This is a genomic window from Bacillus sp. FSL W8-0770 (assembly GCF_038008705.1).
Taxonomy (GTDB): domain Bacteria; phylum Bacillota; class Bacilli; order Bacillales; family Bacillaceae_G; genus Bacillus_A; species Bacillus_A cereus.
On sequence record NZ_JBBOZR010000001.1, the window covers coordinates 3,695,522 to 3,715,367 of the forward strand.

The following is a 19,846-nucleotide window of genomic DNA, read 5'->3' on the forward strand; positions in this document are numbered from 1 at the left end:
TCACCTACTTTCGTTTGTCGAACCCGCATAATCAATAAGAACAAGTGTGATATTATCTTCTCCACCGCGATCATTTGCCAATTGAATGAGACACTGCCCTTTACCTTCAAGCTGTTCATTTAACTGTAAAATTTGTCGCATATCATCAATAGAAACTTTGTTTGATAATCCATCAGAGCAAAGAAGTAATTGATCATCTTCCTCAATCACCAACGTTTTAACATCTAACCCAACTTTTTCTTCTGTTCCTAATGCTCTTAATAACACATTCTTTTTCGGATGATACTCTGCGTCTTCCTTTGAAATTTCACCATGTTTCACAAGCTCATTTACAAGTGAATGATCTTCCGTTACTAGCGTCATTTCTCCTTCTGATACCATATAGCAACGACTATCTCCTATATGCCCTATTGTCACAAAGCTTGGTGTACAAACAGCTATTATAAGCGTTGTTCCCATACCATTACATTCTGCATTTTGCTGAGCGTATTCATATATACGCTCATTAATAATCCCAACACTAGTATGTAACCATTGTTCTACTTTTTTCGGCTCATTCATATTATGTGTTTGCTTCCAATAATCATGGAATAATTGAATGGCCATCGAGCTAGCTACATCACCAGCTCGATGACCTCCCATTCCATCTGCTACTACCGCTAATACATTTCCATCTAAATTGTGAAAAACTCCTGCACTATCTTCATTATGTTGACGAACTTTTCCTTTATCCGATAGAAATACGGCTTTCATCTCGTCACCTCGTCTCTTCTTTGCGCTCCTTCGCACGCAACTGACCGCAGGCTGCATCAATATCATGACCTTGTTCACGGCGAATCGTTACATTCACTCCACGATCTTTTAACGTTTTCTCGAACAAGAAAATTTGTTCACGTGGCGTACGTACATAATCACGTTCAGGTACGTAGTTTACCGGAATCAAGTTCACATGACATTTTACACCTTTTAAGAGCGCAGCAAGCTCTTCAGCATGCTCTACTTGGTCATTTTCTCCTCCAAATAATCCATATTCAAAAGTAATACGACGCCCTGTTCTATTTACATAGTATTTAATAGCTTCCATTAAATCTGGTAATTTATAAGCACGGTTAATCGGCATTAATTTTGAACGTAATTCTGAGTTTGGAGCATGCAATGAAATCGCAAAATTAATTTGTAGATCTTCTTCAGCAAACTTATAAATTTTCGGGATAATTCCACTCGTCGAAACAGTCATATGTCTCGCACCAATATGAAGTCCTTTTTCATGGTTAATGATGCGTAAGAATCCCATTAAATTATCATAGTTATCAAATGGTTCTCCAATCCCCATAACAACAAGAGAACTTACACGTTCTTCTGTTTCATCAAGCGCACGCTGAACTTCTACTACTTGCGCTACGATTTCTCCAGCTTCTAGGTTTCGCTTTAATCCACCAAGTGTCGAAGCACAGAACGTACACCCAATACGACAACCAACTTGCGTTGTTACACAAATGGAATTTCCATATTCGTGTCGCATTAATACCGTTTCAATAGAATATCCGTCATATAATTGGAATAAGAATTTAATTGTTCCATCCGAAGACGTTTGTTTTACTAACGTTTTTAAAGTAGTAATATCAAAGGAATTCGACAATTTATCACGCAATCCTTTAGAAAGGTTTGACATATCCTCATAATTTTTTACACGTTTTTTATATAACCAATCAAAAATTTGTCCAGCACGGAACTTCGGTTCTCCTTGTTCCTTTAACCAATCTTGCATTTCATGAAGTTGTAAAGAGTAAATTGATGGTTTCTTCGTTTCTAAATTTTTCTTTTGTTTTCTTACAGTCGTTTCCATGATGCTACACCTTCTTCCTTAAACAAGCAATATAAAAGCCATCCGTCGCAAAATAATGCGGTAAAATTTGCACTTGACCTTCATCAATATACGGAGTTAATTTTTCTGGCATACGCTCTTTAAGCGTAGTATCCCATTCAAATTCAGGATGTTCTTGTAAAAATTTCTCTATTACTTGTTCATTTTCTATTTTCTCAATTGTGCACGTACTATAAACAAGACGACCGCCTTGTTTTAATAATGGTGCTATTTTTTCTAGTATTGCAATTTGAATCGTCGATAATCTTTCACTATCGCCTTTATCTTTTCCTAACTTAATATCAGGTTTACGTCTAATTACACCAAATCCAGAACACGGTGCATCTACCAATATTTTATCAAACGTTTCATTTGCAAAGTGCTCTTGCACTTTTCTAGCATCTAGCGCTTTAGTTTCGACATTTTCTAGACCAAGTCGCTCTGCTTGCTGTTTAATTAAACGTACTTTGTGTGCATGTAAATCAAGGGACATGACCTTACCAGTTCCCTTTAATCGTTCCGCGATATGCGTTGTTTTTCCGCCTGGAGCAGCACAACTATCAAGAACTGCATCTCCCGTATTCGGTTCTAAAGCGCGTGCTACAAGCATAGAACTTTCATCTTGAATAGAAAGAAATCCTTTTTTAAACGCTTCTGTATGCGCTACATTTCCTCTTTCAATCTGAATAGCATCATCTGATAAGTCACCACGTTTTGCTTCTATACCTTCACTTGCCAACAACTCAATCGCTTCTTCTACCGTTACCTTATCAACATTCACACGCGCTGTTGGTACAGGGGGTAACATGTTTACTTCGCACATTTTTTCTGCAGTTTCTAAACCGTATTCTGAAGTCCACTCTTGGACAAGCCAAACTGGATGACTTGTTGTAATTGCAAGACGTTCTACTGGATCCTTGATTTCATCTACAGAAGGTACACCTTCTCTCTGAATCGAACGTAATACACCGTTCACCATACCAGCAATTCCTTTATGCCCGCGACGCTTTGCAATCTCAACCGCTTCATGAATAGCCGCTCTTTCTGGCACTCGGTCTAAATAAATCATTTGATATAAAGATAAGCGAAGCAATACTCTTACCCACGCCTCAACCTTCTTTTTTAAAAAAGGCTGTAAATAATAATCTAATGTGTCACGACGTTGAATCGTTCCATATACAATTTCAGTTAATAAACCAATATCTTTTCTATCAATTGCACTTTTTTCAATTAGATTATTTAAAAGTAAGTTGCTATATGCACCACTTTTTTCCACTTGAATTAAACCATCAAGAGCTAATTCACGAACATTTTGTCTCATGCATTTTCTCCTAACTTCGTTCCAATTTCAGGTTTTGTTCCACGTAAAAATTGTGAACAACTCATACGCTTTTTACCAGAAGGTTGCAATTCAGTAATTTTAACACCTGTTTCATTACTCGTTGCTACAACAAAACCATCTTCTTCGATTGCAACAATCGTACCTGCTTCAGCCGGTTCAATTATAGGCACTTTTTCCCCCCACCATACTTTAACAACTTGTCCTGCTAAAGTTGTATAAGCAACTGGCCATGGATTCAATCCGCGAATGTGATTGTATACTTCTTCACCTGTTTTTGTCCAATCAATTTTCTCTTGCTCACGTTTTATATTGTACGCAAACGTTACTTCTTCTTCGTTTTGTTTAATCGGTTCTAACTTACCTTGAATTAATAAAGGCACTGTTTTAGATAGAAGGTGTGCTCCTGCTTCACTTAATTTATCAAATAATGAGCCTGTCGTTTCACGCTCTTCAATTTCAACTTCCACTTGCGTTAAGATATCACCAGCATCCAATTTTTCTACCATATACATAATTGTAATACCTGTTTTTTCTTTACCTTCCATAATTGCATAATGAATTGGTGCACCACCACGAAGTTCAGGAAGTAAAGAAGCGTGAACATTAATACACCCATACTTCGGTGCTTCTAAAATTTCATTTGGTACAATCTGCCCAAATGCAGCTGTTACAATTAAATCTGGCTCTAATGCCAATACTTTTTCATATTCATCTTTTTCACGAATTTTTAACGGCTGTAACACAGGGATACCATGTTTTTCCGCTTCAACTTTAACAGGTGTAGGTGTTAATACTTTTTTTCTACCTACTGGACGATCAGGTTGCGTCACAACACCTACTACCTCATAGCCATCTTCAATAAGACGACGAAGCACCGGCACTGAAAAGTCCGGTGTTCCCATAAACACTACTTTTATCATTTAAAAACCGCTCCTTTTAACACCTATTCTAGTTCGTTTTCTTCATAATATCTTGTCACTTTCGATGTAAATAAAACACCGTGTAAATGATCAATTTCATGTTGAATTGCACGCGCTAAAAATCCTTCCGCTTCTAATAAGAATACTTTCCCACGGCGATTTTGCGCTCTTACTTTAATATAATCGGCACGTTCTACTTCACCATAAAGTCCCGGGAAGCTTAAACAGCCTTCGGGACCTACTTGTTCACCACGTTTTTCTAATATTGATGGATTGATTAACTCGATTTTCCCAGTATCATCATCGACATCAACAACCGCTACTTGCAAGCTTACACCTACTTGAGGCGCAGCTAAACCGACTCCGTCCGCAATTAACATTGTTTCATGCATATCTTTCAACAATTTCACTAACTTTTTATCAAAGTTAATTACTCTTTCGCATGGTGTTTCTAACACTTCATTTGGATGCTTTATTATTTCTAAAACTGCCATATTTCCCTCCGCTACATTAACATTGTTGGATTAAAATCAATTGAGATTTGTAGCTCTTTTTGCATTTCAGCTTGATAATGTTCATTTACCATTTTGAGCACGTTCTTTAAGTTTGGTTCCCGTTTGTATTTTATCATGCATTGATAACGATATCTATCTTTTATCCTTGGAATCGCTGAAGCAACTGGTCCTAGCACCATTGTTTGCTGTGAGCAATGCGTTCGTAAATACGAGGCAATTTTTTCCGTCACTTGTACCGCTTTTAATAATTCTGGATGAGATACAGTTACGAGTACAACATAGTAATATGGGGGATATTGTCTTGTTCGTCTCATTTGCATTTCTTGGTCAAAAAACACATCATATTGTTGGTTCTTCGCTAACTCTATACTGTAGTGTTCTGGCGTATACGTTTGAATCACAACTTCCCCTGGCAATTCATGTCTACCCGCTCGTCCACTTACTTGCGTCAATAACTGATATGTCTTTTCACTCGCCCGAAAATCAGGTAAGTGAAGCATCGTATCTGCAGTTAAAACCCCAACGAGCGTTACTTTCGGAAAATCTAATCCTTTAGCAATCATTTGTGTTCCGAGTAATATATCTGCTTTTTCTTCCCCAAACGCCTTTAATAATTTTTCATGCATTCCTTTTCGACTTGTCGTATCTACATCCATTCGAATGACTCGTGCCTCTGGAAATAGTTTTGTAATTTCTTCTTCTACCTTTTGTGTACCTGTACCAAAGAAACGAATGTATGTACTTTGACAAGCTGGACACTCAGTTGGCATATTCTCTTCGTAACTACAATAATGACATTTTAAACGATGATTCATTTTATGATATGTCAATGAAATATCACAATGCGGACATTGGACAACATACCCACAATCACGGCACATAACAAATGTAGAATGACCTCTTCTATTTAAAAAGAGTACCATTTGTTCTTTCTTTTCTAATCGATCTGCTATTTTTTCATGCAGCGCCTTAGAAAACATTGATCGATTCCCGTCACGAAGTTCTTCTCGCATGTCAACAATCTCTACCGTTGGTAAAGCTTGTTCATTCATACGTTTTTCCATTGTTAATAGTTCATAAACACCTTTTTTCGCCCTTGCAAACGATTCAAGTGTTGGTGTCGCACTACCAAGAACGATAGGACATTTATGATATTGTCCTCTCCAGACAGCTACATCTCTTGCATGATACCTCGGATTATCTTCTTGTTTGTAACTTGATTCATGCTCTTCATCAATAATAATAATCCCTAAATTCTCAAAAGGCGCAAAAATAGCTGAACGCGCACCAACTACAACTTTCACTTCTTTTCTTAAAATCTTACGCCACTCATCATACTTTTCTCCAACAGACAACGCACTATGAAGAACTGCAACTTGCGAGCCAAACCTACCTTTAAAACGATCCACCATTTGGGGCGTTAGTGCAATTTCAGGAACAAGAACGATAGCTTCTTTTCCTTTCTTGAGCACTGCTGCTATAGATTGTAAATATACTTCTGTCTTTCCACTTCCTGTAACACCATATAGTAAAAATGGATTATAAGTTTCATTTGTAATTGATGATAAAATCGGTGTAATAACTTGTTTTTGTTCCTCCGTAAGTGGAAATGGTTTTGTTTGTTCAAAATCATCATCGTCATACGGATTTCGGTATACTTCCACATACTTTTCTGAAATGAATCCCTTTTTAACAAGTGCTTTTATTGGAGCATCTGTTATTTGTAACTCTTCTGTAATTACTTTCAACGGTGTACTTTTATAATTTTCCACAAAATAATAAAGTACATCTTGTTGTTTTTTACTTTTCAGTTCAAATGCCGCTAATTCCAATTTATCTTCTGGCAACTCCGGCTGAACCACTCTTTGCTTCTTCTTTTGTACTTTATCTTTCACTTGATAAACGACTTCAACCGTACCATTTTTAATTTCTTGTTGAATAGTTCGGTATAAATGTGGCTGTTGCTCGATTACTTCAAAATCAATTGCTTCTTTATCCTGAAATAAATATAGTATTTCAGGTGCTATTTCTTCCTGTTTACAAAGTTGTAGACGTTTTTTATATGTTGCTTTTATCGCAGTTGGAAGCATCACTTGAAAAGCTGAAATCATGTAGCATAACGTTTCACTTGTAAGCCAATATCCAAGCTTTAATAATTCATCATTTAAAACCGGTGTTACATCTAATATTTCATGGATTGTCTTTAACTTCTTACTTTCTACATCCACCGAATCTTTAATCCCAATAATAAAACCTTGCAATTTTCTTGGCCCAAACGGAACTACTACACGCATTCCTGTCTGTACAATATCTTCCCATTTTTCAGGAATAATGTAATCAAATGGTCGATCTGTCTGACGGGCAGGTACATCAACAATTACACTTGCAAATTTCATAAACGATCATCTTCTAACATCATTTCAATTTGCTTCAATATTTCACGAGCTACCTCTTTTTTCATTAAAAGTGGCAACTCAATAACTTTTCCATCTTTTCTATACATTGTTACAATATTCGTATCCGTGCCAAATCCAGCTCCTTGCGCTTTTACATCATTCGCGACAATCATATCTGCATTTTTCTCACGTAGTTTTTTCGTTGCATATTCCTCTACATTTGTCGTTTCAGCAGCAAAACCGATAAGTAACTGTTTATCCTTTTTCTGACCTAATGTTTTTAAAATATCCACCGTTCTTTCAAGTTCAATGACAGCATCACCATTTTGCTTTTTCATTTTATTCTCATGAACATATTTCGGACGATAATCTGCAACCGCTGCTGTTTTAATGACAACGTCTACGTTTTGATAATGTTGAAGAACCGCTTCTAACATATCTTGTGCAGATTCCACTTGCACTGTCGTTACATGTAACGGTGGATTTAATGCTGTCGGTCCTGAAACGAGTATAACATCAGCGCCTAAATTCGCTGCCACTTCCGCAATCGCATACCCCATTTTTCCAGAAGAAAAATTTGTCATAAAACGAACTGGATCAACCTTTTCACGTGTTGGGCCAGCAGTTATTAATATTCTTTTTCCCTGCAATGGTTTGTGTTCTGAGAAAGCTTCCTCTAACCGTGCAATAATTGCTTCAGGTTCTTCTAGTCGTCCCTTCGCTACATATCCACATGCTAAAAAGCCTTCCCCAGGCTCAATAAATGTATATCCTAGCGTTTTCAATGTCATCATATTTTTTTGAACTATTTTATTTTCATACATATGCACATTCATAGCAGGCGCAATCCATACCGGAGCTGTAGTAGCTAACAAAGTAGTTGTAATCATATCATCTGCAATACCACCAGCTAACTTTCCAATACAATTGGCAGTAGCAGGTGCGACAAGTACAACATCCGCCCAATCTGCTAAATCAATATGAGCAATAACAGCTGAGTCTTTCTCATCAAATGTATCCGTATATACATCATGGCGAGAAAGCGCTTGGAATGTAAGAGGCGTAACAAACTTCATTGCCGACTCACTCATCATTACTTTTACAATCGCGCCAGATTGTGTCAATTTACTCGTTAACGCAGCTGCTTTAAAAACCGCAATGCCTCCTGTTACACATAGAAGTATCTTTTTCCCTTTTAGCATATGACTCGTCCTCTTTCTTTTTCAAACTTATAATACTGAAATAGAATTCTCAGCTCGTCAGTACCAATATTTCATTCCTTTCGTAAAAAAATAACAACCTACTTGTAAATAGGTTGTTACCGTTACATAGAAAATTATAAAGTCTATGTTTTATTTTGTCGAAGGCAAAGGCTTATTCAGCTACTTTATCTTCACTTGGTACATAGCTTAATGCTTCTGCATCGATTTCTTCTAATGCTTTACCTACACATTTATGAGAAACAGGTTTTTCTACAACACAGTTATTAGCAAGTTGCATTTCACGCGCGCGTTTTGCAGCTACTGTTACTAATGTGTACTTAGAATCGATTTTTTGTAGTAATGAGTCAATTGATGGATTTAACATAATTATAGACCCTCCGTCATTTCTTTATAATATTTTGCTACCCTTTCGCGGCGGCAATGTTCGCCAACCACAATTGCTTTAATTCTATCACAAGCTAATTCAACTTGATCATTTTCTACTACATAGTCGTAAGCGTCCATCATCTCGATTTCTTCTTTCGCTACAGTTAAACGATTTTCAATAACATCTTCAGTCTCTGTACCACGTCCGACAATACGGCTTTTTAGTTCAGATAAACTTGGAGGTGCTAAGAAAATAAATACACCTTCTGGGAAAGCTTTCTTAACTTGAATTGCTCCTTGCACTTCAATTTCTAAGAATACATCTTTTCCTTCTTGTAATGTTTTTTCAACATAGTCAATCGGTGTTCCGTAATAATTACCTACGAACTCAGCCCACTCAAGTAATTTTTCATTACGAATCATTTCCTCGAATTCTTCTCTTTCTTTAAAGAAATAATCCACACCATCTACTTCACCTTCACGCGGCTTACGTGTCGTTACTGAAATAGAGTACTGAAAACGTGTATCCTCATGGCTAAACAGCTCTTTACGAACCGTCCCTTTTCCAACCCCAGAAGGCCCTGAAAGAACGATGAGCAATCCTCTTCTACTTCTCATAAATATGTAAAACCTACCCTTCCTCACTTAAATCTTCTTTATTATTCAAACGATGTGCAATCGTCTCTGGTTGAATTGGACTTAATACAACATGCCCATCATCCATAACAATAACCGCCCTTGTTTTTCTCCCATACGTAGCATCAAGCAAAGCATTATGTTCGCGTGCTTCCTGTACTGTTCGTTTAATAGGAGCTGACTCCGGACTTACAATAGCAATAATTCGATGAGCAGATACAATATTTCCGTATCCAATATTTAAAAACCGCATGGCCATAGTTTGCGCCTCCTAGTAAGTCTATCCGATTTCTCCACCACGTATAACTTTATATATTTTTTGAAAGCTACTCAATATTTTGTACTTGTTCACGAATTTTTTCAAGGTTATTTTTCATTTCTACAACATATTTTGAAATTGTTAAGTCATTTGCCTTAGAACCAATCGTATTAATTTCTCTATGCATCTCTTGCACGATGAAATCCATTTTCCTTCCAACAGGCTCTTCAATCTGCAATGTTTCACGAAATTGCTCTAAATGACTTTGCAAACGAACTAACTCTTCATGAATATCACAACGCTCTGCAAAGATTGCGACTTCTGTTAGCAATCTTTGTTCATCTAGATCTTGATTATGTAATTCTTTTAAGCGATTTTCTAATCGTTCACGATATTTTTGTGTAACAATTGGTGCATGTGGAATAATTGCATTTACACAATTGCTAATCTCTTGTAAACGATACGCTATATCTTTATGTAATCGTTCTCCTTCGCCATCTCTCATCGTTTTCAACATATGAGCAGCTTGACGAACAGCCTCATATAAACTGTTCTCAAAATGTTCATTTACATTTTCTATTTCTTCAATTGCTGTTACTTCTGGCATTGCCATTAATTGCTGAAGTGTAATAGAATCTTGTAATTGAAATTTCCCTTTTATATCTTCCATCATCGATTGGTACTGCTCAAGAAGTGACCAATTCACACTTAATTTTCTTTCAACAAGTCCTTCACCCGCTATACTAATAGACACTTCAATGCGTCCACGTCGAACTTGCTGTGCAATTATTTTACGAATTTTGTCCTCAAATACCATCATTTGCTTAGGAAGTCGAATACTCATCTCTAAAAAACGGTGGTTCACCGATTTCATTTCTACTGTAATTTGAAAAGTATCACTTTCTACTTTCGATCTTCCAAACCCTGTCATACTAGAAATCATTTTTATCACATCCAAGCCATAAAATAACTCAATGAAAAAGGTAATAGAGACAAGGCTCTACTACCTTCTGTAAATTATATCACATTTTCATAACATTGACTATTTCAAGTTTAATCCCTTCTTATATAATATCGGCTTTTTCTTCTTAGTCTTTTTCCCTGTTAATAAAGAACCTACTAGTAAGAAAGTCGGAATTGATGATAAACCTCCAATTAATAACCAATCTCTTGCTTGTATCGGCATTGTGCTAAAGATTGGTTGTAACGGTGGATAATATATAACCACTAGCATGAGTAGTAACGAAATAATAACCGCCCCTACTAAATACACGTTCCCAAATGGATTACGGTGAAAGACAGAATGCTCACTACGACAATCAAATACATGAATAAGCTGAGCAAGTACCAACGTCGCGAACGCTACAGTTTGTGCATATTTCAGTTCATTTGGATGTTGGTTATACGCAATAATAAACGCCACTAACGTCACTGCTCCAATTAAAAACCCTCGACTTATTATTTTCCACGCAAGCCCTCTAGCGAATACCCCTTCTTTCGGGTGACGCGGTGTTCTCTTCATCACATCTCCTTCAGCCTTATCCAAACCTAATGCCATCGCTGGTAAACCATCAGTAACTAAGTTCACCCATAAAATTTGAATAGGAACCATCGGCAGTGGTAATGCAAGTAACATCGCAAATAACATAACTAAAATTTCTCCAACATTTGACGCCAATAAGTAGCGAATGAACTTACGTATGTTCTCATATATATTTCTTCCTTCTTTAATTGCTGATTTAATTGTAGCAAAATTATCGTCTAGTAAAACAAGTGAAGAGGCTTCTTTCGCAACATCTGTCCCTGTAATTCCCATCGCTATCCCAATATCCGCTGTTTTTATCGCTGGAGCATCGTTCACTCCATCACCTGTCATCGCTACTATATGTCCTTGATTTTGCAGTGCCTTAACAATTTTCAATTTATGCTCAGGTGATACACGAGCGAATACATACGTATCTTCTACAACATTTTCTAATTCCTCCACATCCATATTCGCGAGTTCTACTCCTTCAACAACGCGTCCATCTGGTGGTAAAACTCCTAATTGTTCAGCAATCGCCATTGCTGTCACTTTATGATCACCTGTAATCATTACTGTTCGAATACCAGCTTCTTTACACTCTTTTACCGCCTGCGCCACTTCTGGCCTTGGCGGATCAATCATACCTTGTATTCCAACCAACATAAAATCTTTTTCAACGTCTCTTTCATGTTCAATAGAATCCGTGACTTTTAAAGGTTTAAACGCAACTGCAATTGTTCGAAGCGCTTGACTACCTAAGCTATGAATAGCCGCCTGTACTTCTTTTCTATATAGCTCACTTAACGGCTGCTGCTTATCCCCCCATAAGATTGTTTGACTCAGTTGCAAAAGAACATCCGGTGCTCCTTTCGTAACAATAAACTTTTTCCCCTCTCGATCTCGTACAATAACACTCATCATTTTTCGAGTTGAATCAAAGGGGAATTCACGAATAATTTCAAATTTCCCTTTTAATGCCTCACGTGTTATCCCAGCTTTCATTGCTGCAGCTACAAGCGCTCCCTCTGTCGGATCTCCATCTAATACGTACGCCTTTTTCTTTTGAATAATATTTGCATTGTTACATAGTGAACCAAATGTAAGTAGCTGATAAAGTGATTTTGTCTTAGCTGGATTCACTTCTTTTTCACCTTTCATAAAAGAGCCATTAGGTTCATATCCTTGCCCTGTCACTTTCCACAATTCTCCGCCTGACCACATATGTGTTACCATCATTTTGTTTTGCGTCATTGTTCCCGTTTTATCAGAGCATATAACAGAAGCGCAGCCTAACGTTTCTACGGCCGGTAACTTCCTTACAATTGCTCTCTTTTTTATCATACGCTGTACACCAAGTGATAAAGCTACTGTAACAATTGCTGGCAATCCTTCTGGAATAGCCGCAACAGCTAGCGATACGCCAGCTAAAAACATATGATATACTTCATTCCCTTGATACACACCAGCCAATACAACGAGCGCTGTCAAAATAAGAGCTACAATAATTAATATTTTTCCGAGCTGTTCTAACCTTCTTTGCAGTGGCGTTTCCATTTGCTCTGCATTTTGCAACATATTTGCAATTTGCCCCATCGCTGTATTCATACCAGTTGCTACAACGACTCCTGTACCAGATCCTCGCGTAATCATTGTCCCCATAAAAGCCATATTTTTTTGATCCCCAATTGCAACATCTTGCCCTTGCAATGCTTCTACCTTCTTTTGTACAGGTACGGACTCCCCTGTCAAAGCAGACTCTTCAATATATAAACTTGATGCCTCAACAAGACGCACATCAGCCCCAATACGATCACCACTGGAAAACTTAATAATATCACCTAAAACAAGTGCTTTAGATGGTGCTTTTACCCACTTTCCATTCCGCATTACAGTAACTTGCGGAGCGGCTAGTTCCTTTAAAGCTTCCAATGATTTTTCAGCTTTTCTTTCTTGAAAAAAGCCGAGAATACCATTGATAATAACAATGGCAACAATAGCAATAGAATCAATGTATTCACCTAAAAACGCAGAAACAATTGTTGCTCCAAACAAAACGAGTACCATAAAATCTTTAAACTGTGCTAAAAATACCATTAGTGCAGAAGGCCTTTTTGCTTCTTCTAATTCATTAGTACCAAATTTCTTTACTCGCCCTTCTGCTTCTTTCTCTGTAAGTCCAACCTTTACATTCGTATTCGTTCTTTCTTCCACTTCATGTGCTCGCATTCCATACCAGTTCATCCTGCTATCGACCTCCTGATTCCAGACATACTCTATTGAAAGCTTATTCAGCCTCGTCCAAAAAAATGCTATAATTAACATTTAGTTAGAAAGGAGTGTTCATTTATGGCATTCGATGGATTATTTACAAGAGCGATTACACATGAAATTGAAAATTCTCTTTACACAGGAAGAATTTCCAAAATATATCAACCTTCAAAATACGAGATTTTATTACATATTCGAGCGAATGGAAAGAACCAAAAACTAATTCTTTCATCTCATCCTACATATGCGCGTATGCACTTAACGAATCAAAACTACGATTCGCCAGCAATACCGCCGATGTTCTGTATGCTTCTTCGCAAACATTTAGAAGGTGGATTTATTGAAAAAATTGAACAAATCGACTTAGAACGCATTATTCAAATTACTGTTCGCAGTCGTAATGAAATCGGAGACGAATCATTAAAAACATTAGTAATTGAAATAATGGGACGACATAGTAACATTATCTTATTAGATACGAAAACAAACGTGATTTTAGATAGCTTAAAACACGTTTCATTAGCCGTAAACCGTCACCGAACTGTATATGCTGGTGCTGAGTACGTCGCGCCACCAGCCCAACATAAAATCAATCCTCTGCAAATTGAAACCGCAGATGATTTTATTAGACCGCTAGACTTTCTATCTGGAAATATGGATAAACAACTCGTCGGTGCTTTCATGGGAATATCCCCATTATTTGCAAAAGAAATAGTAAAGAAAGCCGGTATGGTAAACGAGAAAGCATTATCAGAAGCATTTTTCTCTATACAAACACCATTACTATCTCATGCATATACACCTACAATGATTACTGCAAATGGAAAAGAATTCTTTTATCTTTTCCCTCTTACACACTTGCAAGGAGAAGAAAAAACATTCTCATCAGTAAGCGAATTGTTAGATCGTTTCTTCTTTGGCAAAGCAGAACGTGATCGTGTAAAACAACAAGCTCATGATTTAGAACGCTTTATGCAAAACGAAAAAAATAAAAACGAGAAAAAACTCATTAAACTCCAAAAAACACTGCAAGATGCTGGAAAAGCAGATAAATATCAACTATTTGGAGAGCTACTTACAGCCAATATGTACGCTTTAAAAAAGGGCGATAAAGATATTGAGGTCGTTAATTATTACGATGAGAATGGTGGAACTGTAAAAATTACATTAGATCCTTTAAAAACACCATCTGAAAATGCACAACGCTATTTCCAAAAGTATCAAAAAGCAAAAAATTCAGTTGTTGTTGTAGAAGAACAAATCGAAAAAACAAATGAAGAAATTCTTTATTTTGATAGCTTACTTCAACAAATGGAAGCTGCTTCTTCAAAAGATATTGAAGAAATTCGTGAGGAATTAGCTGAAGAAGGTTATGTGCGCAATCGTAAAACGAAAAACGCAAAGAAAAAGCCTACTAAACCAGTATTAGATAAATATGTAGCAAGTGATGGCACAGAGATTTTCGTTGGTAAAAACAATAAACAAAATGATTATTTAACAACGAAGTTTGCCCGCCGTGATGAAATTTGGTTACATACGAAAGACATACCTGGCTCTCACGTTGTCATTCGTTCTTTAGAACCTGCTGAAGAAACTTTACTAGAAGCTGCCAAAATTGCTGCCTATTACAGTAAAGCGAAAGAGTCTAGCTCTGTACCTGTTGATTTCACCAAAATACGCCATGTCAAAAAACCGAGTGGTGCAAAACTTGGTTTTGTTACGTACGACAATCAGCAAACCGTATATGTAACACCAGATGCTGATATTGTAATGAAATTAAAAGCGTAAATAAAAAATGCGTTGCTTGTATGCAGCGCATTTTTTATATGTTTTCAATTTCGTTGCTATATCCATTCAATATTGTCAAAAAAATTGACAGTATCATTTCACATTTGTATAAATTTTTTTACAGCATGTAAATAAAGTACAAGTGTAACTCCAATCATTATTTTTCCCCATCCCCCTGCTATTCATTGCAGCAATCTAGATTTTATGAACAAACCGCCTCCCACAAATTACGGGCTATTTTTTTATCTCCCCTAAAATATATGTTGTCCCTACTATCCTTTCTTCAAATATACATTTTGGCACGCTATTTGCTTTATTCAATACTGTGAATAGGAGGCATTAACATGACTTTAAAAATTAATAAAATCCAAAATCAATTACAAAACTATGAAATTGACGGGTTACTTATTACCAAAAAAGAAAACCGCCAATATGCAACAGGCTTTACAGGTAGTGCTGGCGTCGTCTTAATCTCTGCCGATCAAGCTGTTTTTATCACTGATTTCCGCTATGTAGATCAAGCGAAATCACAAATAAAAGATGCTGAAATTATTATGCATAAAGGAAATTTAGAAAAAGAAATTGCACATCAAGTATCGAAATTAAACATTCAAAAACTTGGAATTGAAGAAAACAACATGACATTGCAACAATATAAAAACTTGCAAAAATACGTACAGGCGGAAATGATTCAAGTGTGCGAAATTATCGAAAATATTCGTATCATTAAAGACACGCCTGAAATAGAAACAATGAAAATTGCAGCTAATATCGCGGATGAAGCATTTCACCACATTCTTACGTTTCTAAAACCAGGAATAAGTGAAAATGCTGTACGAGATGAATTAGAATTTTTCATGCGAAAAAAAGGGGCTACATCTTCTTCATTCCAAATCATTGTAGCCTCAGGCGTTCGTTCTTCACTTCCCCATGGAGTTGCATCAAATAAAATAATCGAACGAGGGGATATCGTTACATTAGACTTCGGTGCACTTTACGACGGATATTGTTCCGATATAACACGTACTGTAGCAATAGGGGAACCATCGGAAGAATTCAAAAAAATATACAATGTTGTACGAGAAGCGTTAAAACGTGGGACTGAAGCGATTAAGCCTGGAGAAACTGCGAAAAGTATCGATGATATAACGAGGGATTACATTACAGAACATGGATACGGTCAATACTTTGGCCACTCTACTGGGCACGGTCTTGGGTTAGAAATACATGAACCTCTTCGCTTATCTCAAGAAAGTACGGCTACTTTAGAAGAAGGTATGGTTGTTACAGTTGAACCTGGTATTTACATTCCGAACTGGGGCGGTTGTAGAATTGAAGATGATATCGTCATTACAAAAGATGGATATGAAGTTATTACAAAATCAAATCGAGAACTAATTGTTATTCCTTGTTGAAATCACGACCTTTTTTAAAGGAGTTTTTCGTTGCACATAGAATTCTTTCTCTGGAGTCATCGTTTAAGAGGGGGAATTTAAATTGAATTTTGTAATTGATAAGATAGATGGGTTACAGCCTGAATTTTCAAATCTTGTTTCCATGATGAATTACGCTCGCTATACAACAATGCAAGGGGTGGAAGGTTTAACAATTGAGGAACTTGATTATTTATATGATAAGGACACAAATTCAATTGGCATGTTATTGTACCATATGGCCGCTATTGAATTTTACTACCAGATTCATACTTTTGAAGACCGTGAACCAACGGAGGCTGAATTAGAACGCTGGTTACCTGGCATTGAATTAGGCGATCTTGGACGTGAGAAAATAAAAGGAAACGCTATAGAATTTTACATAAATACATTACAAGAAGTACGTTCCAAAACAATCGAGACTTTTCAATCGTTACCTGATGAATGGTTATTTAAAACGACAGACTTTTGGTATGACAAACCAGCAAATAACTATTTTAAGTGGTTTCACGTTTTTGAAGATGAAATCAATCATCGTGGACAAATTCGTTTAATTAAAAAGATGCAAAAAGCTCATGCAGTAAAATAAGAAAGTGCCACCATATAAGGTGGCACTTTCTTTTATTCATTTTTTAGGATTAACTGTATTGTAACATCCATTTATCGTTCTCACCATTACAGTACATGAAATTTTTTCCTTTTTCCTATACTCACATACTTTCATTGCTTTCATACAATAAACTACACGAATGCCTAAAGGATGTGAATGTTATGGGAGTTGAATTAACGCTATTACACGCTCTCTACATTATTTGTTTACTCACTATTATTACCTTTTTTATTCTCCGAAAAGATACGACTATCATTTGTATTGTTTTTATCTCTTTATTAGCATTAACTGCAACAAGTTCTATCCCTCTTGCCATTAGCGGAATTTTTCAAAGTTTCATTTACGCCATTACTGAGCTATTACCAACTATATTAATCATCTCCATTATCGTATCAATGAGCAATTTACTCGTTCATACTGGCATAAATGATACGATGATTTCACCATTTACAAAAATGATTCGTACACCTACACTCGCCTACTGGATTATCGGCCTTTTAATGATGACCATTTCTTTCTTCTTTTGGCCTTCTCCAGCTGTCGCCTTAATGGGAGCTATTTTATTACCGGTTGCTGTACGTGTCGGCCTTCCTCCAATTGGGGTTGCAATTGCTATGAACTTATTTGGACACGGCATCGCCTTATCTGGAGACTTCGTTATTCAAGGTGCACCGAAATTAACTGCAGACGCGGCTGGTCTCCCTGTTTCCAGCGTCGTATCTGCAAGTGTTCCACTCGTTATCGTTATGGGCATTGTGACAACTTCTGTCGCTTTTTTCTTCTTACGAAAAGAGTTTCATACAGGCTTATCTATACAAGAAGCTATTCCATCAACTGAGTTTTCTAAAACGCTCACTTCATTATCTCCTCGCATAAAAAAATGGCTCGCTATTTGTATCCCTATCATATATATCATTGATATCCTTTGCATGATTCAATTTAAATTACAAGGAAGCGACGCAACTGCACTTATCGGCGGAACGACTGTTATTATGATTATCATCATTTCTCTCATCGCCTACAAAAGAAATGGACTGAATAAAACGACCGATTATTTTATAGAAGGGCTCCAATTTGGCTTTAAAATTTTCGGACCAGTTATTCCTATCGCTGCACTCTTTTATTTAGGAGATAGTGGATTTGTAAAAATTATCGGGGACTATTTACCGAAAGGTTCACACGGAATCATTAACGACTTAGGCATCGCTTTATCTCAAACTGTTCCTTTAAATCAATATGTATCGGCAGGGACATTAACCATCGTTGGTGTCATTACCGGCTTAGATGGATCAGGTTTTTCAGGTATATCACTTGCTGGTTCCATTGCCAATCTTTTTGGAACAGCACTTGGCCATGGAACAGCTACATTAACAGCACTCGGGCAAATTGCAGCTATATGGACCGGGGGCGGGACGTTAATTCCTTGGGCACTTATTCCTGCTGCTGCGATTTGTAAAGTCGATCCATTTGAACTTGCACGCCGAAACTTTTTACCGGTTGTTATCGGTTTAATTGTCACCACGATCGTTGCGATGTTTACCCTATAACGTAAGCAAGTGTTCTCTTGCTTACGTTTTTTGCTTGTAAAATTCATCATGAATTATCAGTTTTCAAGAGGGATTCGTTATTACTTAGCGAAATTATATTAGGAGAGTAATTATTTCAAAACGTTTACGAGAAACAGATTACTGCAATTAGAAAAGGGGACATACCTATGAATGAATTGATTTTCGTCTTATTAATTTGTCCATTACTTATCTTTATCGTTTCTGTTATTGGAACGCGCAAGACGAAAACGTATTACGTAATGCCGATTGTAACGTTTGCTAGTTTTTTAATAATAGGTGTTATGGCCTTTACTCCAAAATTTTTCTTTTGGGTTGGCATGTACAGCATCTTCTCATTTATTGTTTCTTATATGACTTTATTGTTTGTAAGAGGATATGAGCTTGCAGAAAGCGCTAAGTAGTTAAGGAGATTGTAATATGATTTTCTTTGATATTGATGGAACTTTACTTGATTATGAGGCTGCAGAAAGAAATGGTATTATAGATTTTTTTCAAATATATAATACTATTTTTTCAGGCAATGAATTAGAAGCAACGAAAGTCTGGCATGAATTATCAGAAGAATATTTCAACAAATTTTTGTCCAAAGAATTATCTTTTCAGGAACAACAAAGGATGCGAATGTATCATTTATTTAAAGCATATGGAGTAAACTTATCCCCCGAGGAATCTCAGCATAAATTCAATCAATATATAGAACTATATAAGAACAACTGGACCGCATTTGAAGATGTAAACTATACATTACAGACCTTGCAGGAAAAAGGGTACTCATTAGGTATCATTAGTAATGGTGAATATGAGCAACAAGTCGAAAAGTTAACTACTCTAAACATTCTACAATATTTCAAATATATATTTACTTCTAGTGAACTTGGGATATCGAAACCAGATCCTGAAATTTTTCACAGAAGTGTATTACAATCGAATCTTGAAATGAAAGATTGCTATTATATTGGCGATCGATTAGAGACTGATGCGATTAGTAGTACAGCAGCTGGGATGCAAGGGATATGGTTGAATCGGGATAACTCACAACTCAAGTACGATATTCCTACTATCTGTTCGTTACATGAAATTATAACAATGATATAAAAAAACGACCGCGTTCCCCCGCGGTCGTCTTTTTTCGT

Annotated in this window: 18 protein-coding genes and 1 pseudogene; 6 read left to right on the forward strand and 13 right to left on the reverse strand. The window is 36.6% G+C overall.

From position 1 onward, the window contains the following. The 12 genes from NST27_RS18865 to NST27_RS18920 all read right to left on the reverse strand — a co-directional run bounded on the left by NST27_RS18865 (position 1) and on the right by NST27_RS18920 (position 13,287). Positions 1–753: a Stp1/IreP family PP2C-type Ser/Thr phosphatase gene (locus NST27_RS18865; RefSeq protein ID WP_000648703.1), complete on the reverse strand. Its 753-nt coding sequence runs from the start codon at positions 751–753 to the stop codon at positions 1–3. A 4-nt stretch (positions 754–757) separates the two neighbouring features. Next, positions 758–1,846 carry a 23S rRNA (adenine(2503)-C(2))-methyltransferase RlmN gene (gene rlmN, locus NST27_RS18870; protein ID WP_000450540.1) on the reverse strand — a complete coding sequence of 363 codons (1,089 nt, stop codon included), beginning with the start codon at positions 1,844–1,846 and terminating at the stop codon, positions 758–760. Between the two features lie 4 nt (positions 1,847–1,850). Then, positions 1,851–3,185 (reverse strand): 16S rRNA (cytosine(967)-C(5))-methyltransferase RsmB, encoded by a 1,335-nt coding sequence (gene rsmB, locus NST27_RS18875; RefSeq protein ID WP_001249666.1) that lies wholly within the window; start codon positions 3,183–3,185, stop codon positions 1,851–1,853. Then, complete coding sequence (gene fmt / locus NST27_RS18880; RefSeq protein ID WP_000598803.1) at positions 3,182–4,126, reverse strand: methionyl-tRNA formyltransferase; 945 nt, start codon at positions 4,124–4,126, stop codon at positions 3,182–3,184. Before fmt ends, rsmB begins: the two co-directional genes overlap by 4 nt. Positions 4,127–4,149: 23 nt before the next feature. Then, positions 4,150–4,620, reverse strand: a complete 471-nt coding sequence (def, locus tag NST27_RS18885) for a peptide deformylase (RefSeq protein WP_000279455.1) — start codon at positions 4,618–4,620, stop codon at positions 4,150–4,152. 11 nt (positions 4,621–4,631) lie between these two features. Further along, positions 4,632–7,037 (reverse strand): primosomal protein N', encoded by a 2,406-nt coding sequence (gene priA / locus NST27_RS18890; protein WP_000666698.1) that lies wholly within the window; start codon positions 7,035–7,037, stop codon positions 4,632–4,634. Beyond that, positions 7,034–8,239, reverse strand: coding sequence for a bifunctional phosphopantothenoylcysteine decarboxylase/phosphopantothenate--cysteine ligase CoaBC (coaBC, locus tag NST27_RS18895; protein ID WP_000911750.1), 1,206 nt, complete (start codon positions 8,237–8,239; stop codon positions 7,034–7,036). The genes priA and coaBC overlap by 4 nt, the downstream gene beginning before the upstream one ends. 172 nt (positions 8,240–8,411) lie before the next feature. After that, on the reverse strand, positions 8,412–8,624 hold the full coding sequence (gene rpoZ, locus NST27_RS18900) for a DNA-directed RNA polymerase subunit omega (protein ID WP_000933960.1): 213 nt from the start codon (positions 8,622–8,624) through the stop codon (positions 8,412–8,414). Between the two features lie 2 nt (positions 8,625–8,626). Then, entirely contained in the window at positions 8,627–9,244 is a 618-nt protein-coding gene (gene gmk / locus NST27_RS18905) for a guanylate kinase (protein ID WP_001257741.1), read from the reverse strand. 13 nt (positions 9,245–9,257) lie between these two features. Then, positions 9,258–9,521, reverse strand: coding sequence for an extracellular matrix/biofilm regulator RemA (gene remA / locus NST27_RS18910; RefSeq protein ID WP_001251456.1), 264 nt, complete (start codon positions 9,519–9,521; stop codon positions 9,258–9,260). 67 nt (positions 9,522–9,588) lie between these two features. Beyond that, complete coding sequence (locus NST27_RS18915; RefSeq protein WP_000625869.1) at positions 9,589–10,464, reverse strand: YicC/YloC family endoribonuclease; 876 nt, start codon at positions 10,462–10,464, stop codon at positions 9,589–9,591. Between the two features lie 99 nt (positions 10,465–10,563). Continuing rightward, on the reverse strand, positions 10,564–13,287 hold the full coding sequence (locus tag NST27_RS18920) for a calcium-translocating P-type ATPase, SERCA-type (RefSeq protein ID WP_001104777.1): 2,724 nt from the start codon (positions 13,285–13,287) through the stop codon (positions 10,564–10,566). Between the two features lie 105 nt (positions 13,288–13,392). Between NST27_RS18920 and NST27_RS18925 the strand changes: the two genes are divergently transcribed. The 3 genes from NST27_RS18925 (at position 13,393) to NST27_RS18935 (ending at position 17,124) form a co-directional block, all read left to right on the forward strand. Continuing rightward, positions 13,393–15,102, forward strand: a complete 1,710-nt coding sequence (locus NST27_RS18925; RefSeq protein ID WP_000863278.1) for an Rqc2 family fibronectin-binding protein — start codon at positions 13,393–13,395, stop codon at positions 15,100–15,102. Between the two features lie 344 nt (positions 15,103–15,446). Then, positions 15,447–16,517, forward strand: coding sequence for a M24 family metallopeptidase (locus NST27_RS18930; protein WP_000172804.1), 1,071 nt, complete (start codon positions 15,447–15,449; stop codon positions 16,515–16,517). Positions 16,518–16,599: 82 nt separating this feature from the next. Beyond that, positions 16,600–17,124, forward strand: coding sequence for a DinB family protein (locus tag NST27_RS18935; RefSeq protein WP_001012043.1), 525 nt, complete (start codon positions 16,600–16,602; stop codon positions 17,122–17,124). Positions 17,125–17,166: 42 nt separating this feature from the next. Here the strand turns inward: NST27_RS18935 and NST27_RS29635 are convergent. Beyond that, a pseudogene (locus NST27_RS29635) lies at positions 17,167–17,268 on the reverse strand (YoqO family protein); the annotation flags it as partial. Between the two features lie 38 nt (positions 17,269–17,306). On the opposite strand from NST27_RS29635, the gene NST27_RS18940 reads away from it, so the two are divergent. From NST27_RS18940 to NST27_RS18950, 3 genes are all read left to right on the forward strand, one after another. Beyond that, positions 17,307–18,692: a membrane protein gene (locus NST27_RS18940; protein WP_047386710.1), complete on the forward strand. Its 1,386-nt coding sequence runs from the start codon at positions 17,307–17,309 to the stop codon at positions 18,690–18,692. Positions 18,693–18,859: 167 nt separating this feature from the next. Further along, the gene (locus NST27_RS18945; protein WP_001003938.1) at positions 18,860–19,114 is read left to right on the forward strand and encodes a YbeF family protein; all 255 of its coding nucleotides are present in this window, start codon (positions 18,860–18,862) and stop codon (positions 19,112–19,114) included. 16 nt (positions 19,115–19,130) lie between these two features. Continuing rightward, on the forward strand, positions 19,131–19,808 hold the full coding sequence (locus NST27_RS18950; RefSeq protein ID WP_000575796.1) for an HAD family hydrolase: 678 nt from the start codon (positions 19,131–19,133) through the stop codon (positions 19,806–19,808). Positions 19,809–19,846: the final 38 nt, after the last annotated feature.

What these genes read in the sequence shown, in the direction of transcription:
- gmk (WP_001257741.1), bottom strand. Translation starts at nt 9,244, where the DNA reads ATGAGAAGTAGAAGAGGATTGCTCATCGTTCTTTCAGGGCCTTCTGGG.
- rsmB (WP_001249666.1), bottom strand. Translation starts at nt 3,185, where the DNA reads ATGAGACAAAATGTTCGTGAATTAGCTCTTGATGGTTTAATTCAAGTG.
- priA (WP_000666698.1), bottom strand. Translation starts at nt 7,037, where the DNA reads ATGAAATTTGCAAGTGTAATTGTTGATGTACCTGCCCGTCAGACAGAT.
- rpoZ (WP_000933960.1), bottom strand. Translation starts at nt 8,624, where the DNA reads ATGTTAAATCCATCAATTGACTCATTACTACAAAAAATCGATTCTAAG.
- fmt (WP_000598803.1), bottom strand. Translation starts at nt 4,126, where the DNA reads ATGATAAAAGTAGTGTTTATGGGAACACCGGACTTTTCAGTGCCGGTG.
- coaBC (WP_000911750.1), bottom strand. Translation starts at nt 8,239, where the DNA reads ATGCTAAAAGGGAAAAAGATACTTCTATGTGTAACAGGAGGCATTGCG.
- def (WP_000279455.1), bottom strand. Translation starts at nt 4,620, where the DNA reads ATGGCAGTTTTAGAAATAATAAAGCATCCAAATGAAGTGTTAGAAACA.
- NST27_RS18925 (WP_000863278.1), top strand. Translation starts at nt 13,393, where the DNA reads ATGGCATTCGATGGATTATTTACAAGAGCGATTACACATGAAATTGAA.
- NST27_RS18865 (WP_000648703.1), bottom strand. Translation starts at nt 753, where the DNA reads ATGAAAGCCGTATTTCTATCGGATAAAGGAAAAGTTCGTCAACATAAT.
- NST27_RS18945 (WP_001003938.1), top strand. Translation starts at nt 18,860, where the DNA reads ATGAATGAATTGATTTTCGTCTTATTAATTTGTCCATTACTTATCTTT.
- NST27_RS18920 (WP_001104777.1), bottom strand. Translation starts at nt 13,287, where the DNA reads ATGAACTGGTATGGAATGCGAGCACATGAAGTGGAAGAAAGAACGAAT.
- NST27_RS18940 (WP_047386710.1), top strand. Translation starts at nt 17,307, where the DNA reads ATGGGAGTTGAATTAACGCTATTACACGCTCTCTACATTATTTGTTTA.
- remA (WP_001251456.1), bottom strand. Translation starts at nt 9,521, where the DNA reads ATGGCCATGCGGTTTTTAAATATTGGATACGGAAATATTGTATCTGCT.
- NST27_RS18930 (WP_000172804.1), top strand. Translation starts at nt 15,447, where the DNA reads ATGACTTTAAAAATTAATAAAATCCAAAATCAATTACAAAACTATGAA.
- NST27_RS18950 (WP_000575796.1), top strand. Translation starts at nt 19,131, where the DNA reads ATGATTTTCTTTGATATTGATGGAACTTTACTTGATTATGAGGCTGCA.
- rlmN (WP_000450540.1), bottom strand. Translation starts at nt 1,846, where the DNA reads ATGGAAACGACTGTAAGAAAACAAAAGAAAAATTTAGAAACGAAGAAA.
- NST27_RS18915 (WP_000625869.1), bottom strand. Translation starts at nt 10,464, where the DNA reads ATGATTTCTAGTATGACAGGGTTTGGAAGATCGAAAGTAGAAAGTGAT.